Source organism: Shewanella xiamenensis (assembly GCF_014647135.1).
GTDB lineage: Bacteria > Pseudomonadota > Gammaproteobacteria > Enterobacterales > Shewanellaceae > Shewanella > Shewanella xiamenensis.
On sequence record NZ_BMOP01000003.1, the window covers coordinates 148,856 to 164,074 of the forward strand.

At 46.2% G+C, this 15,219-nt stretch carries 17 protein-coding genes; 13 read left to right on the forward strand and 4 right to left on the reverse strand.

Annotated features, from left to right (window positions below; all coding sequences use genetic code 11):
- The first annotated feature begins 228 nt into the window (after positions 1-228).
- From IEY09_RS03850 to mgtE, 11 genes are all read left to right on the forward strand, one after another.
- On the forward strand, positions 229-1,206 hold the full coding sequence (locus tag IEY09_RS03850; protein WP_037422034.1) for a KpsF/GutQ family sugar-phosphate isomerase: 978 nt from the start codon (positions 229-231) through the stop codon (positions 1,204-1,206).
- A complete protein-coding gene (gene kdsC / locus IEY09_RS03855; RefSeq protein ID WP_037422031.1) occupies positions 1,206-1,757 on the forward strand; it encodes a 3-deoxy-manno-octulosonate-8-phosphatase KdsC in 552 nt (183 codons plus the stop codon). The genes IEY09_RS03850 and kdsC overlap by 1 nt, the downstream gene beginning before the upstream one ends.
- A complete protein-coding gene (gene lptC, locus IEY09_RS03860; RefSeq protein WP_055648106.1) occupies positions 1,754-2,314 on the forward strand; it encodes an LPS export ABC transporter periplasmic protein LptC in 561 nt (186 codons plus the stop codon). The genes kdsC and lptC overlap by 4 nt, the downstream gene beginning before the upstream one ends.
- Positions 2,301-2,852, forward strand: coding sequence for a lipopolysaccharide transport periplasmic protein LptA (gene lptA, locus IEY09_RS03865; protein ID WP_037422024.1), 552 nt, complete (start codon positions 2,301-2,303; stop codon positions 2,850-2,852). Before lptC ends, lptA begins: the two co-directional genes overlap by 14 nt.
- Positions 2,849-3,580: an LPS export ABC transporter ATP-binding protein gene (gene lptB, locus IEY09_RS03870; RefSeq protein WP_037422019.1), complete on the forward strand. Its 732-nt coding sequence runs from the start codon at positions 2,849-2,851 to the stop codon at positions 3,578-3,580. The genes lptA and lptB overlap by 4 nt, the downstream gene beginning before the upstream one ends.
- A 106-nt stretch (positions 3,581-3,686) precedes the next feature.
- Positions 3,687-5,162, forward strand: coding sequence for an RNA polymerase factor sigma-54 (locus IEY09_RS03875; RefSeq protein ID WP_188869913.1), 1,476 nt, complete (start codon positions 3,687-3,689; stop codon positions 5,160-5,162).
- A 28-nt stretch (positions 5,163-5,190) separates the two neighbouring features.
- Complete coding sequence (gene hpf, locus IEY09_RS03880) at positions 5,191-5,478, forward strand: ribosome hibernation promoting factor (RefSeq protein ID WP_007650503.1); 288 nt, start codon at positions 5,191-5,193, stop codon at positions 5,476-5,478.
- A gap of 2 nt (positions 5,479-5,480) precedes the next feature.
- Positions 5,481-5,924 (forward strand): PTS IIA-like nitrogen regulatory protein PtsN, encoded by a 444-nt coding sequence (gene ptsN, locus IEY09_RS03885; RefSeq protein WP_037422014.1) that lies wholly within the window; start codon positions 5,481-5,483, stop codon positions 5,922-5,924.
- Positions 5,921-6,775, forward strand: coding sequence for an RNase adapter RapZ (gene rapZ, locus IEY09_RS03890; protein WP_188869914.1), 855 nt, complete (start codon positions 5,921-5,923; stop codon positions 6,773-6,775). Before ptsN ends, rapZ begins: the two co-directional genes overlap by 4 nt.
- On the forward strand, positions 6,762-7,037 hold the full coding sequence (locus IEY09_RS03895) for an HPr family phosphocarrier protein (RefSeq protein ID WP_011627201.1): 276 nt from the start codon (positions 6,762-6,764) through the stop codon (positions 7,035-7,037). Before rapZ ends, IEY09_RS03895 begins: the two co-directional genes overlap by 14 nt.
- A gap of 189 nt (positions 7,038-7,226) precedes the next feature.
- Positions 7,227-8,591, forward strand: a complete 1,365-nt coding sequence (gene mgtE / locus IEY09_RS03900) for a magnesium transporter (protein WP_037431332.1) — start codon at positions 7,227-7,229, stop codon at positions 8,589-8,591.
- A gap of 76 nt (positions 8,592-8,667) precedes the next feature.
- Here the strand turns inward: mgtE and IEY09_RS03905 are convergent, their stop codons facing one another.
- Together IEY09_RS03905 and IEY09_RS03910 are read right to left on the reverse strand one after the other, a co-directional pair.
- Complete coding sequence (locus tag IEY09_RS03905) at positions 8,668-9,495, reverse strand: molybdate ABC transporter substrate-binding protein (protein WP_188869915.1); 828 nt, start codon at positions 9,493-9,495, stop codon at positions 8,668-8,670.
- 217 nt (positions 9,496-9,712) lie between these two features.
- Positions 9,713-10,405 (reverse strand): YiaD family glycine zipper/OmpA-like lipoprotein, encoded by a 693-nt coding sequence (locus tag IEY09_RS03910; protein WP_037430137.1) that lies wholly within the window; start codon positions 10,403-10,405, stop codon positions 9,713-9,715.
- Between the two features lie 656 nt (positions 10,406-11,061).
- Here IEY09_RS03910 and IEY09_RS03915 point away from each other — a divergent pair.
- On the forward strand, positions 11,062-11,292 hold the full coding sequence (locus IEY09_RS03915) for a transposase (protein ID WP_037421997.1): 231 nt from the start codon (positions 11,062-11,064) through the stop codon (positions 11,290-11,292).
- Between the two features lie 723 nt (positions 11,293-12,015).
- On the opposite strand, the gene IEY09_RS03920 is transcribed toward IEY09_RS03915, so the two are convergent.
- A complete protein-coding gene (locus IEY09_RS03920) occupies positions 12,016-12,873 on the reverse strand; it encodes a PA4780 family RIO1-like protein kinase (protein WP_037421993.1) in 858 nt (285 codons plus the stop codon).
- A 626-nt stretch (positions 12,874-13,499) separates the two neighbouring features.
- Between IEY09_RS03920 and IEY09_RS03925 the strand changes: the two genes are divergently transcribed.
- Entirely contained in the window at positions 13,500-14,048 is a 549-nt protein-coding gene (locus IEY09_RS03925) for a DUF2799 domain-containing protein (protein ID WP_037430136.1), read from the forward strand.
- A 21-nt stretch (positions 14,049-14,069) separates the two neighbouring features.
- On the opposite strand, the gene IEY09_RS03930 is transcribed toward IEY09_RS03925, so the two are convergent.
- Positions 14,070-14,849, reverse strand: a complete 780-nt coding sequence (locus IEY09_RS03930; RefSeq protein ID WP_188870086.1) for a phosphatase PAP2 family protein — start codon at positions 14,847-14,849, stop codon at positions 14,070-14,072.
- Positions 14,850-15,219 lie beyond the last annotated feature (370 nt).

The window sequence follows — 15,219 nt, forward strand, 5'->3', positions numbered from 1 at the left end:
CCTTACTCACTGCGGGTGGCAAAAGGGAAATACCAAAGACGATGATATTGCTCAAGGCATTCAATGGCTAAACGATATATTCTGCCCTAATGCCTAGGCGCAGAGCTTAAACAATAGCATGCGACTCAAAGTAACAAGCCGTTAATTTTATCATCTTTATCGCGTACCAAATTGTGCTATTCCAATCCCATACGGGGCGACAAAGACAATGCAAGAAGAGAGATAGACATGGTAGACCAATCACAATTGCGCCAGTGGGGCTGTAAAGTCATCGATATTGAAAAATCGGCCCTCGACAATCTTTATCAATATGTCGATTCCGTTGAATTCGCCCAAGCCTGCGAGTTAATCCTCAACTGCACCGGCAAAGTCATCGTGATGGGGATGGGGAAATCTGGCCATATTGGTAATAAAATCTCTGCTACCCTCGCCAGCACTGGCACCCCAGCCTTCTTTGTGCATCCTGGCGAAGCCAGCCATGGCGACTTAGGCGTACTCTCTGATAATGATATTATCCTCGCCATTTCAAACTCGGGTGAATCGAGCGAAATCCTTGCGCTGATGCCCGTTATCCAACGTAAAGCCATTCCCGTTATCGCCATGACGGGCAAACCTGAGTCCACGATGGCACGTTTGGCCAAAATTCATTTATGTATTGAAGTGCCTGAAGAAGCCTGTCCGCTCGGGCTTGCGCCAACCTCGAGCACCACCGCAACCTTAGTGATGGGTGATGCGATGGCCATTGCGCTGCTGCAAGCCAAAGGCTTTACTCGGGAAGACTTTGCAATGTCTCACCCAGGCGGTGCCCTAGGACGTAAGCTGCTGCTTAAAGTCAGCAACGTGATGCACAGTGGCGATGATTTACCACTGGTTAAACACGATATTTGCATCACCGATGCCCTGTATGAAATCTCCAAGAAGGGCCTAGGCATGACGGCGGTGATCGATGAACAAAACAAACTCGTGGGTATTTTTACCGACGGCGACCTACGCCGCGTTATCGATGCCCAAGTCAACCTACGCACCACGCCTATCGCCGATGTGATGACGCGAAACTGTGTCACAATTACTGAAAACGTCTTGGCAGCGCAGGCGCTGCAAGTGATGGATTCCAAAAATATCAACGGCCTGATAGTGATAGATAAAGACAATCATCCTGTCGGTGCGCTCAATATGCTCGATATGGTTAAAGCGGGAGTCATTTAATGCCACAGCAAGGATTTTACGGCCCGATCAGCGATGATGTGTGGCAAAGAGCGCAAAAAATTAAACTGCTGATCTGCGATGTGGATGGGGTATTTTCTGACGGCCGCATTTATTTAAGCAACTCGGGTGAAGAGCTCAAAGCCTTCCATACCCGCGATGGTTATGGCGTGCGCTCTTTATTGACCAGTGGCTTTAATCTGGCCGTGATAACAGGCCGCCAGTCTAAAATTGTTGAAAACCGCATGACGGCCCTCGGTGTAACCCATATTTATCAAGGTGTGGATAATAAATTTGTCCCCTATGAAGAACTGCTGTCGCTCTACAATGTCACACCAGAAGAAGTTGCCTATATCGGTGATGATATTGTCGACCTGCCAGTGATGAATGTCGTCGGTCTTGCCGTCTGTGTCGCCGATGGACATCCCTATGTGCGCCAACACGCCCATTTTGTGACCCAGTTAAATGGTGGTCATGGCGCGCTCAGAGAGCTGACAGATCTGTTACTTCTGAGTCAAAACAAATTTACCTCAGCCCATGGGATGAGCATATGAGTCGTGTGACCCTCGCCATTATTGCTTTTTTTGGTACTGCACTAGTGCTGTATTGGCAGGTCCAACAAAAACGCGGTGGCGATACCGATAGCAGCCTGAACGATACAAACAGACCCGACTACATTATCGAAGATCTGCGTAGCATCGAGTTTAACGAGCAAGGACAAGTCAATAGTCGCGTCACGGCAAAGCACATGGAACACTATGAGCTTAAAAACCAAACCGACTTTATTCAGCCTGTCTATCTTGTGTATCCCGACCAAGGTAAAGCAAAATGGCAGATCAGAGCCGATCAAGGTCGACTCAACAAAGATACTGGCAAGGTTGTATTAGAAAATAATGTTATTATCGATGCCATCAGCCCTGGTGAACCAATACAAACCTTGTCCACCAGTTTTTTAGAACTCGATCTCAACACAATGATAATGACCTCTGACCGCATCATTTACGTCACAGGGAAAGATTTTAATATTCAAGGGCAAGGCCTTTATGCCGACCTTAACGCGCAGGAAGTGCAATTGACCAGTCAGGTAGTAGGAACCTATGAAGCAAAATAACATATTACTTGCCAGCCTAATGCTAATGATAAGCATGAATGCCTTCGCCAAGATCGGTGACTTACAGCAAGAAGTGAAAATTAAAGCCGTCAGTCAAACTGCGGACATTAAAAACAATCAGATCATTTTCTTCGGCCCCGTTGAAGTTGTTCAAGGCTCAATTAAAATCCATGCGGATCAACTCCGTGCATTTTCTGTCGAAGGCGAAAATAGTAAAGTCTTACTGGCTACAGGAAATCCAGCAACCTACAGCCAAATCCTTGATGATGGCCGCCCTGCATCTGCTAGCGCCAAAGAGATTCGCTATGAAATGGCCACTCGGACGTTGACCCTAACTGGTACAGCGACCCTAGACCAAGCGGGTAGTCAAGTTACAGGCAATTTAATTCGTTACGATATTATTCAGCAAAAACTGATCGCCGAAAGTAGCGGCAATGGTGATGATCGCGTAATTACCATTATTCAACCTGATAATTATCAGGAAGAACTCAAAAATACACCAACAGATAAACCTGTGAAAAAACAGGATTCTAAATGACCCAAATCACCTTAAAAGCACAGAATCTCGCCAAGAGTTATAAGAGTCGTCAGGTTGTCAAAGATGTCAGCCTGACGGTCAAAACGGGTCAAGTCGTCGGCCTACTCGGCCCTAACGGTGCGGGTAAAACCACCACCTTTTACATGGTCGTGGGCTTAGTTAAAAGCGATAAAGGCCATATCTTTATCGACGATGATGATTTAACCGCCGATCCTATGCATCTGCGCGCCCGCAAAGGTATTGGTTACCTACCACAGGAAGCGAGTATCTTTCGTAAATTAACCGTACACGACAACATCATGGCGGTACTGCAAACCCGTAAAGAGCTCAATAGTGACCAGCGCGAAGAAGCACTAGAGCAACTGCTAGAAGAGTTCCATATCACCCATATTCGTGACAGCCAAGGCATGTCCTTATCGGGCGGTGAACGTCGCCGCGTCGAAATTGCCCGCGCCTTAGCGGCCAACCCCAAGTTTATTCTGCTTGATGAGCCCTTTGCGGGCGTTGATCCGATCTCCGTTATCGATATCAAGAAAATTATCGAGCAGCTTAAGAGCCGAGGCCTTGGAGTACTTATCACTGACCACAATGTGCGCGAGACCTTAGACGTCTGTGAACATGCTTACATTGTGAGTCACGGTAATCTTATTGCCGAGGGCACACCCGCAGAGATCTTAGACAATCAGCAAGTTAGGGCTGTGTACTTAGGTGAACAATTCAGGCTATAGTTACTAAAACAAAGCTAATAAGCCTTGAATTTGAGAGCGCTAGGCTCCATCCATATGATATCAAGCGACCTAAACTCACAATAATAACCTAGGGATCAGCGGTAACATGAAAGCGTCACTCCAGCTCAAACTGGGTCAACAGTTAACCATGACGCCACAACTTCAGCAGGCCATTCGCCTGCTGCAATTGTCGTCATTGGAACTGCAACAAGAAATCCAGCAAGCCTTAGACTCTAATCCTCTTCTCGAGCTGGAAGAGGAGCAATTTGACGCGCCTACCGAACGTAAGCAAGATATCGCCGATACCGACTTTAGCGAAACGACTGCCCAACCACAGGAACAAGATAATTCCACCGTGGATATTGCCGAGTCGCTGACCAAAGAATCTCTGCCCGAAGAGTTACCCATGGATACCACTTGGGATGAAGTATTTACCGCATCGCCAAACTCAGGTTCTGGCGCCAGCCGTGAAGATGACATGCCCTTCCAAGGGGAAACTAGCGAGGGGTTGTACGAACATTTAGAATGGCAAAAAAACCTCACACCTTTCTCTGAAACCGATTTAGCCATTGCCACCGCGATTATTGATGCCATTGACGATCAAGGTTATCTCACTCAAAGCACTGAAGATATCCTCGAAGCCATGGGCAATCCCGAGATTGAACTCGACGAAGTTGAAGCCGTGCTCAAGCGTATTCAACATTTCGACCCCGTTGGTGTCGCGGCAAGGGATTTAAGCGAATGTTTACTGATCCAGCTATCTCATTTTTCGCCTGATACCCCTCACATCGAAAACGCCCGCATGTTGATCAAAGATCATTTAGATCTGATCGCCGCTCGCGACTTTAGGCTGTTAATGCGTAAGACCAAACTGAAAGAGGACGAGTTAAGGGACAGTATTGCGCTGATCCAAACCTTGAATCCTCGTCCCGGTTTACTCATCACCCCTGTCGATGAAGAATATGTGATCCCCGATGTATCGGTGTCGAAGAAAAACGGCCGTTGGGTGGTCGAATTAAACCCTGACTGCATGCCAAAAATCAACGTAAATCAGCAATATGCAGCAATGGCCCGAAGTTCAAAAAATCAAGCTGATAGCCAATTTATTCGTGGCCATCTGCAAGAGGCTAAATGGTTTATCAAAAGCCTTGAAAGCCGTAACGAAACACTGCTCAAGGTGGCAAACTGCATAGTGCAATACCAACAGGGTTTCTTCGAATATGGCGAAGAAGCCATGAAACCTATGGTCCTTAACGATATCGCCGAAGCGGTAGAAATGCATGAGTCCACCATTTCACGGGTGACGACTCAAAAATACATGCATACCCCAAAAGGACTTTTTGAACTAAAATATTTCTTCTCAAGCCACGTCGGGACGGATGATGGCGGTGAGTGCTCATCCACAGCAATCAGAGCTTTCATTAAGAAATTGGTTGCAGCGGAAAACCAGAAAAAACCATTAAGCGACAGCAAGATGGCTCAACTTCTGGCAGAACAGGGAATTAACGTTGCGCGCAGAACCATTGCGAAGTACCGAGAAGCGATGCTTATTCCCCCTTCCAATCAGCGTAAAAGTTTATAGCCTATTGTGAGTATCGGAGGACGTTTCTATGCAAATAAACCTAAGTGGACACCATATCGAGATTACTGAATCGTTACGGGCATATGTTGAGGAAAAGTTTTCAAAACTTGAACGTCATTTCGAACAGATCAATAATGTGCACGTTGTGCTCAATGTTGAGAAAATGCAACAGATTGCCGAAGCGAGAATCAACCTCACCGGTGGTGAAGTCTTCGCGACTTCAGAGCATGCAGATATGTATGCTGCCATAGACGTCCTGATTGATAAACTTGATCGTCAGGTTATTAAACACAAAGAGAAGTTAACAAAACACTAGCAATGGAACTTCGTACCATACTGCGGCCGGAGTGCACAACCTGCGCCACTCCGGGCAGTAAGAAAAAGGTACTGGAACTCATCAGCGACTTAGCCGCTGCCCAGTACCCCACCCTCTCATCTCAAGAGATCTTCGAAAGCCTCGTGGCGCGCGAAAAGATGGGTAGCACAGGTATAGGTAACGGTATCGCCATTCCACATGGTCGATTAACCGATATAACACAACCCATAGCGATATTGATAAAATGTGAGGAGCCGATAGCCTTTGATGCTATCGATAAACAACCCGTCGATATTTTATTTGCACTACTCGTGCCTGCCGACCAATGTCAGCAGCACCTAAGTACCTTGTCATGCATGGCTGAAAAGCTCAGTGACAAGCAAATATTAAAACAATTGCGCAAGACGCATGATGAAACGGAACTCTATCAGGTAATCATTGGATGAAACTGGTCATAGTGTCAGGGCGTTCAGGCTCAGGCAAATCGGTCGCACTTAGAGTGCTTGAAGATCTCGGCTACTATTGTGTCGATAATTTGCCTTTGCCTTTGATTGGCAGTTTGCTTGAACAGCTCAAAGGCAGTAACGATCTCGTTGCTATCAGTGTTGACGTGCGTAATTTACCAGAGCAAGACAAAGTGCTGGTTAAACAGCTTGCCAGCCTGCCAGAGGGCACTGAACTCACCAGCTTCTTCTTAAACTCCAGCGATAAAGTGTTGCTCAAACGCTACAGCGAAACGCGGCGCTTACATCCCTTATCGAAGAGCCGAGTGTCACTGCAAGAAGCCATCAAGCTTGAAGGCAAATTGCTCGAGCCCCTGTCACAGCAGATGGATCACTATATAGATACCTCGAATCTGAATATCTATGAACTCAGCGACCAAGTGCGGCAAATACTCCTTGGCAGTGTCGATAAGGAACTGGTGATCAACTTCGAGTCCTTCGGTTTTAAGCATGGTATGCCGACCGAAGCTGACTTTATGTTTGATGTGCGCTTTTTGCCAAATCCCCATTGGGAACCGGAGCTTAGACCTCTCACCGGTTTAGATGAACCCGTAGCGGAGTTTTTAAATCGCCAGCCACTGGTGAATAAGTTCATCTGGCAAATCGAGAATTTGCTCGAAACCTGGTTGCCCCATTTAGAGCGCAATAATCGTAGCTATCTCACGATTGCGATTGGTTGCACAGGTGGCCAACACCGCTCAGTCTATGTAGCCGAGCAACTAGCTAAACGTTTTAGTAATGGCAAACATAAAGTCAATGCGCGCCATCGAGAGTTGAGCCATGCCAAAACTTGAGCGCCAAGTCACCATCTGCAATAAACTCGGCTTACATGCCCGTGCCGCCACAAAGCTCGTGGTATTGGCCTCTGAGTTTGATGCCAGCATTACGCTGATCCAAGGTGAAAAACAGGCCTCTGCTGCCAGTGTATTGGGTCTACTCATGCTCGAGACGGGCATGGGTAAAACCATCACCCTCATCGCCGAAGGCCCGGATGCCGAGCCTGCACTTAATGCCATTTGTGCCCTTATCGACGCTAAGTTTGACGAAGCCTGCTGATGGTATCATCTCGATGATCCCTGCCGGTATTCAGTATCCTGTTTGGTTTTGATTTCAGCACCTTATACCAGTAAAACACATTTGTGACTCGACGCCCTCCCGTGCGCTAAATTACAATGTACTGCTGCGCTTTGGCTTAAGTCCTCAATAGCTAAACGCCAACCCATCCACCGCCGCCATGGAGGAAACATGCCTGTAGAAGCCTCAGACAGTTTACAAGCCGAACACCGTCTCGACCAACTGAGTCAAGCCCTCAACAGTGGTATGTTTGTGCATGTCAGGCAAATGCTACAAAATATGGCGCCGTCAGATATCGCATTGATTTTAGAATCGTCACCTCCCAAGGCTCGGCAAGTGTTATGGCAACTCGTCGATCAAGATCAGCTCGGGGATATTCTCGATGAACTCAGCGAAGAGTTAAAAGACCCGCTGATCAGCACTATGAGTCCAGAGCGAGTCGCCAAGGCTACCGCCAGCATGGATACGGACGATCTGGCTTATATTCTGCGAAGCCTACCAGATACTGTGTATAAACAAGTATTACAGTCGATGAGTCTGCAAAACCGGCAGCGAGTCGAGCAAGCGCTCTCTTATCCCGATGAGACCGCAGGCAGCTTAATGAACACCGACACAGTAACCTTAAGACCCGATGTCAATATCGATGTGGTACTGCGTTATCTGCGCCAACGGGGCAACCTGCCCGACACTACCGATACTTTATACGTGGTGGATAAACACGATCGCGTGCTTGGTGGGGTCAAACTTGCGGATCTGCTCACCTGCGATCCCAATACTCATATCAGCAGCATTATCGATACCGATATCGAGAGCATTCCCGTGGGCATGTCCGACAGTGAAGTGGCGCAACTGTTCGAGCGCCATGACTGGGTGTCAGCGCCCGTGGTCGATAGTGAGGGCAAGTTGCTCGGCCGGATCACCATCGATGACGTGGTGGATGTTATCCGTGAGGACGCCGAGCACTCTATGATGGGGATGGCGGGGATGGACGATGATGAAGACACCTTCGCCCCAGTACTCAAAAGTACCTTCCGCCGTTCGCTCTGGCTCACTATCAACCTATTTGCGGCTCTGCTGGCGGCCTCTGTCAGCAATATGTTTGAGGGCACTATTGAACAGTTTGCCACGATTGCGATTTTAATGACGATTGTACCGAGCATGGGCGGCGTCGCAGGTAATCAAACCTTGGCCCTAGTGATCCGCGGGATTGCCCTAGGCCATATTGGCCAAAGTAATGCCCGCTGGCTGATAGGCAAAGAGCTCGCTATTGGCTTTTTGAACGGCCTCATGTGGTCGATGTTAGTGTTTATCGCGGTATTAGTTTGGAAAGATGATATGGCGCTTGCCAGCCTGATTGGCGGTGCAATGCTCATCAATATGACAGTCGCAGGACTAGCAGGCGCCAGTATTCCGCTGATCTTAAAGCGCTTAAAAGTAGATCCGGCGTTGGCGGGCGGCATGGTGCTCACCACAGTCACCGATGTGATAGGTCTGTTTGCCTTTCTCGGATTAGCGACTTTGTATTTAATGCACTAGCACTGGTCTAAGCCTTGCCAAAGCGAGCAACAAAAATGGCGCTATTTCGCGCCATTTTTAATGAGTCCATTAGACATTATTTTTTAGGCGGCTGAAAACCATAACTGCTCAAAATTGCCTGTCCTTCAGGGGATAAAATAAACTCGGCTAAAGGTGCGGCTGCACTATTGGCATCCTTTAACACCAATAGGCCATAGTCGGCACCAACGGCTAAATCTGGCGGTAAATCGACAATCTTAAGGCTCGGCACTTCTTTTTGTGCCAGCACCGCATTAGTGCAATAGGTTAAGAATACGTCTGCCTGCTTGTTTTCCATCACCCAAGCATAGGGATTACGATCCTTGGGCGGTTTAGCACTCTCAGGCCCACCCGTCAGCTGCATGGCTTTGGTTTCTAATATAGTTTTCGCATTGGGTTTTAAGGCCTCGGCTTTCGCAAACACTGCCCAAGCGTAGTCGCCAGCGGGATCGGCTTTTGGCGTCGAAGTCCCAAGCTTAATTTGCGACGCGAGCAGGGTGTCTAATAAGTTCGCGCTAGTGAGTGGCACTTCCGCTTGAGCAATGGCGCAGAGCTGGTTACGGGCAAACATTTGCACCTGTAGACCCACTCCCGCATCGACTAAGGCCTGCGGGTGTTTCATATTCGCCGAGGCAAAAATATCAACTCGCTCCCCCTCTTGGATCCGCTTAAGCAATAAACCCGAAGGCGCATACTGCGCTGCCACATTAGCTTGGGATTTCGCTTGGTAAGCCGCAATAATATCGTTCATCGCCGCCTTTAAACTGCCCGCGGCTCTTAGTTCAATAGGGGCTGTCGCCTCAGTGTTCATTGGCGCACCTTGTACCATCCCTGCCATCACTGTAGTCCCTAAACTGAATGCCAGTACTAAGCCCTGTTTTGCCATAATTGCTCTCCTTTGGCTCTGCGAAATAGTTATCCTAATTTAACTAACTACATACAAAACGGGAAAATACCGGCAGGATCAAGTCGAATACTCGCCTGATAAGCCCCAATAGAGATGATTGCGGACAAGATCACTCAAGATAGATAACGGAAGGACAATTTGTCCCTTACGATAAAATAAAAAGTCGCCCGCAGGCGACTTTAACCTTGATGAATGATTATTGACCCGTTGGGGTCAACACTATCTCCACACGACGGTTTTGCGCGCGTCCCTCGGCACTAGCATTGGATGCGATTGGACTCGATTCACCCATTCCCTTAGACTTTACGCGAGCGGAAGCCACGCCTTTACTCATCAAGTAGTTCCCTACTTCGCTGGCTCGTACCTGCGATAAACGTAAATTGTATGAATCTGAGCCGCTGCTGTCGGTATAACCCAACACGTTAAGTTGGGTCTTACTATACTCCTTCGCCACCAGCGCAACAGAGTTCAGTACCCGCTTAGCACCCTCACTCAGCTCGGTTTGATCCACACCAAAAGTCACTTCATTTGGCATATTAAGAATAATATTGTCACCACTGCGAGTTACGCTAACTCCCGTGGAAGCGAGTTGTTGACGTAATTTGGTTTCTTGTACATCCATGTAGTAGCCAATACCACCACCTAGGGCGGCGCCAGAGGCTGCACCAATTAAAGCTCCTTTACCGCGGTCACTCTTACTTGACGAGGCTACACCAACGGCAGCTCCAGCAACTGCACCAATTAGCGCCCCCGTAGTCGCTTTTGCCGTTTGTTGTTCGTTGGTATAGGGGTTGACAGTCGAACAGCCTGACGCAATCAAGGCGCTAGCCATAACCACAATAGCAAGCTTAGATGCTGGCAATGATTTAATCAGAGAAGGCTTCATCATTATGACCTCATAACATGATTGATGAGATTTGCCTTTGAAAGGCAAAGGGCGTGGTAAATCGCCAAAAACACCATGAAAAAATCGCAGTATATAAGCATTCTCTTTCGAGACAATCTTTAATCGTTTCTTTGCTCAGTTTATGAGTAATTTAATCGCAAAAAACACCAAACAAAAACATCTTTGGCTTATTCATGCAACATTTAGAGTAAAAGCACTGAAATAGTGCAAGCTGCACCGTTTCTGACATAACTTCTAAAACTAACCGTTTGAAACACAAACACAATCAATTGATTTTAAACATTAATTTATATATTAAAAAATTGGCACGAATTTTACATACTAATAAATAGGTAGAAGAGTAGAGACCCCAAGCGTAACTCACTCGATACCTAAGTAAGCTGTTTGACATCAATGGACGTTAATCTAAGTGCCCGTTGTGAGGCATGTTAATCGAAGCACAATCCCTAAGTGGATTGAGGAGGAAGAGATGAAACATCTGATGAAACTTATTAGTCATTGTCACCACGAATGGTTGTCCCTGCGCCATATAGGACATAGTCAGTGGGATATAGAGCAGCGCCAACAATCATGAAGGAATACCCCCAAAGAACCCGTTAAAGCGTATACAGATAGCATAAAGTGAAAAGGGATAGGCCATGGGAATCGTCAATCATAATCTTAAACCTGACGTTATTTTTGAAGTAAAAGTCAAAGGCAGATTACTCTCTGATGTCGCACGACAGTATGGTCTTTCGGCTAAAGCGGTTTACCAGTGGGTAAGGGAAAGTGAGCAACAGCCGCAGCAACGTGAATGCGCCTTAATAAATGAAATTGCCCAGCTGCAGAAACGTATTAAGCAACTAAACAGTGAATTACGCACGATATAGGTTGAGGTAACCTCGCCCAGTGCCCTTATAGACAAGGCCGGACCCCATTGCATATTGCCCTGTAGGTCTAACGCGATATGAAAGTTGTGCTAAAAACAATAATAACAGCGCCCTTTTACGTCCGGCCTTGTCATCCAATTAATTGGATTAGCAATAAATAACAGTTTAGACAGAGTCGGATGGGTATCTATTATCGCTCCCCAACGACCTAAGATATAAATCGTACAAAATAACAATAATAACTGTGCTGTTTACTGTCCGACTCTGTCAACTTAACACTCAACGTGTTGCAAGAGAAAAAGAGGCAGGTTTTGACAAGGCTTTAGAGGGAGCTATCTCCCCCAAAGATCAAATATGTGAATTGTGCTCCCCCAAGTCATGAACATATTACCCTCTCGGGTCTTGTCCTTTTATTCACGGATCAATGACGATCCAGCGCTAGACTAGGATAGCGCGCCACGGATGGCTGTGTTATTGGGAAGGTTTCGGCAAGGCTCGAGGGAGTTGTCTCCCCCAAAGATTAATATGTCGATAGTGCTCTGTGGCCCATCAACATATTTCTCCCTTTGGTCTTGTCCTTTTATTGAGTGGTTCAATGGAAAGGAAGGGGCATAACGCCTGTGCCAAGGATGGCAATGCCACAGGCTTTAACACTCGCACCAGGCAATTAATTCCAATAAAAAAGACGCTCATAAGGCGTCTATTTTATTGAAGAATATTCTACTAATAATCTTCATTGGCTTCTTGAAGTCGCTGCTTGCGCTCCTGAGCCTCTTCATAGGCAGCTTGAATTTCATCCAAGACAGAACTGACGTCGGCATCGACTAATACTTCAGTAAAATGACCTGTTAACTGCGTATCAGGCTTTAACTGACCCGCCTCAAATAAGGCCCACATTTCTTTCGCGTATTGAGTCTTGAGCAATTCAGGTGCGTACTGGCCATAATATTGCGTCATGTTATTGACATCCCGCTCCAACATCCATTTAGCATGATTATTCGCTGCCGCATCTACCGCTTGGGGTAAATCAATAATGACAGGGCCTTGATCATCGACTAGGACATTAAATTCGGACAAGTCACCATGGACTAAGCCTGCGCAAAGCATACGTTTGACATAAGTCATCACTAAAGCGTGGTCATGTATAGCTTTCTCAGCGCTAAGGCTGACATCATTAAGGCGAGGCGCAACATGACCTTCACTATCGGTGACTAATTCCATGAGTAACACACCATCGTAGCAACCGTAAGGCGTTGGCACTCGCACTCCGGCATCGGCCAAGCGAAACAATGCATCTACCTCAGCGTTTTGCCAGACTTCTTCCATTTGCTCACGGCCAAATTTAGAGCCTTTTTCCATTGCGCGAGCGCGACGGCTATTTCGGACTTTGCGCCCCTCTTGGTAAACCACCGCCTGCTTAAAACTACGTTTGTCCGCTTCCTTGTAAACTTTAGCGCAGCGAATATCTTCACCACAGCGCACAACGTACACAGTAGCTTCTTTACCGCTCATTAACTGGCTGATGACTTCATCAACCAGTCCTTCATCAACCAGAGGTTGGATTCGTTTAGGAGTTTTCATACCGACCTTATACCTTAGTTAGGCCTAAGATGGAATGTGCCGGGCAAATCTTCATATATAAAGCAGCCTTCTACCAATAATGAATAACAAAATGAGGGTAAGCATACCCGACTTCAGTAAAAACTAAAGCACCTAGCATAGGAACACAAGAGCAAAAAATGGTAGATTTAAAGCCAATACATTTGCAGAGAACGGCACATTATCTCCTTGATTGCCCCAAACAAATACTTGCTCGCTTCATCAGCAACATGTTAAATCCCACAACCATTAAACACACAACGAGATCACTCTGCCGTAAGTGACGGCGACTTTAAGCCGTTACCCAAGCATTAACCACCTTAAGAATACTCTTAAAATGGTTTTCCACGTTTGTTATGGGGTATCAATGCCTATTTGAGCAAAAATGAGGGAATATCGCCAAAGTGTTACCCCAAGCTATTGAAAGTATTAAATTATCACAAACTCAACCCGTTAGCACTATCCACCGAGTATGTTGTGATAAAGATAGGGTAACCAAGCCAGCTTGGTGCTGCTAAATAACCGCACAAAGGGCGAAATATAGCGCTAGATCTCCCCAGTACTAAGCTTTATGCTGATACCACTTTTGCAACTCTTTTGATAATAAAATGCGATACCTAAACTTTGCACTCGCTCTGACAGCCCTCTCCCTCACTCAATGCACGAGTCTTTCACTCGAAGAATGCCGTGATAATGACTGGTACGCCACTGGCTTAGCCGATGGTAACCGCGGTGCTGCAGCGAGTAGGCTCAACCAATATCAACAGGACTGCCGTGAATTTAATCTCAAGGTTGATGCGACGCAATGGCAGCAAGGATATCAACAAGGATTAATGAGTTATTGTTTGCCAGAAAATGGTTACCGTATTGGTTTGGCGGGAGAATATTACTACGGCGTCTGTAATAACAATCAATTTGTTGAACGCTACAATCAAGGACATGAACAATATCTGATTAATAAACGTTTAGCAGAAATCGCCGACCGCTTAAATGCTATCGACAGCGAGATTAGCAGTATCAACAACAAACTAAATAATCTCACCGACAAAGCCGAATTACTAAGGCAAAAAAATATTTTATTGAATGAGAAGAACCATCTTCTGGACGAAAGTTTACGTCTGCGCCATGGAGATATCCGTTTTCAATTTAGGTTCTAATTGAAAAGTTAACCCATATAATCACTTAGAGATGCCTTTTTCGAAAACTTTAGTATCGATAAGGCTGACTTTGTTCGCGACTTTACTGTTTTTAACCTTAGGAACACGTAGGAAAAAACTATAATAAAGCAGGCTTGCTGAGGTCCACGCAATCGCCAAACTCCATAAGTCATGACTTAAAAAATGAGCACCGCGCAGTTCTTGGGCAAAACCAAAAATAGCCCCTAATCCAATCCCAAAGAGTAAGCCAAACTTTGCGTAACGTGGATAGTACTCCTTGAGCACATAATAACTCGCGACCCAAGCAAAACCGCTACTAGAATGTCCTCCAGGAAAGCACTGACCAAACTCAGCCCCTTCTGGTAAGCGTGCAAACAGAGAGCGATGCATCATACGCCCACCAAATTCAATGACATCCCAAGGGCAAGTCATATGAGTGAAACTCTTACCTAATCGAACCAACAACACGCTAGCAAGAACACTACAGAATAAATAGATAAAACCTTTACGATAAACACGCAACGTCTCAAGTCGAAAGCTTAGGCCAATGCAAGCAACAACCGCTATGGCGAACAAAATCACCAGATTACGTCCTGTCACATGCAAGATACTTTCGGTAAGCCAATGCCCTCGTAAAGGCCATGAACTGACACCTCCCTGCCAATTGAATAATAGGCTGGCAAAGCGCATATCAGCATGAGTCCATTCAAGCCCCAAAATAATTACCGTAAATACGAGCCATGGAACAAACAAATATCCCTTTGCAAACTGAAGAAATGTCGTCCTAACATTGCTTTTCATATTCTGATGCACTTATTTATCCAATCACCAAAATCATAGCTTCGAGGATAAGGAGAAATTCTTATCAAAAGCTTAAGACATTTTACCGAAAAAATAACAAAAACCTTACAACCCCATAGGTTGAACGCTGATTAAAAACAACTAAGGGATGAAATGATTATAGTGAATCAATAACCATGTGCTTAATGGATGAGCCTCCCATGCCCTAAAACTTCGTACTCCAACTGTCTCAAAAAGTCGGTTATTTACAGATACAACAATCGATAGGAGTAAATCAGGGCGTCACCAACATTGCTGGAAAACTGGCAACAAACCTAAGGACAACGAATAGTTAGGTCACGGACTTTACTGCGGGATAGTGATAGAAAAA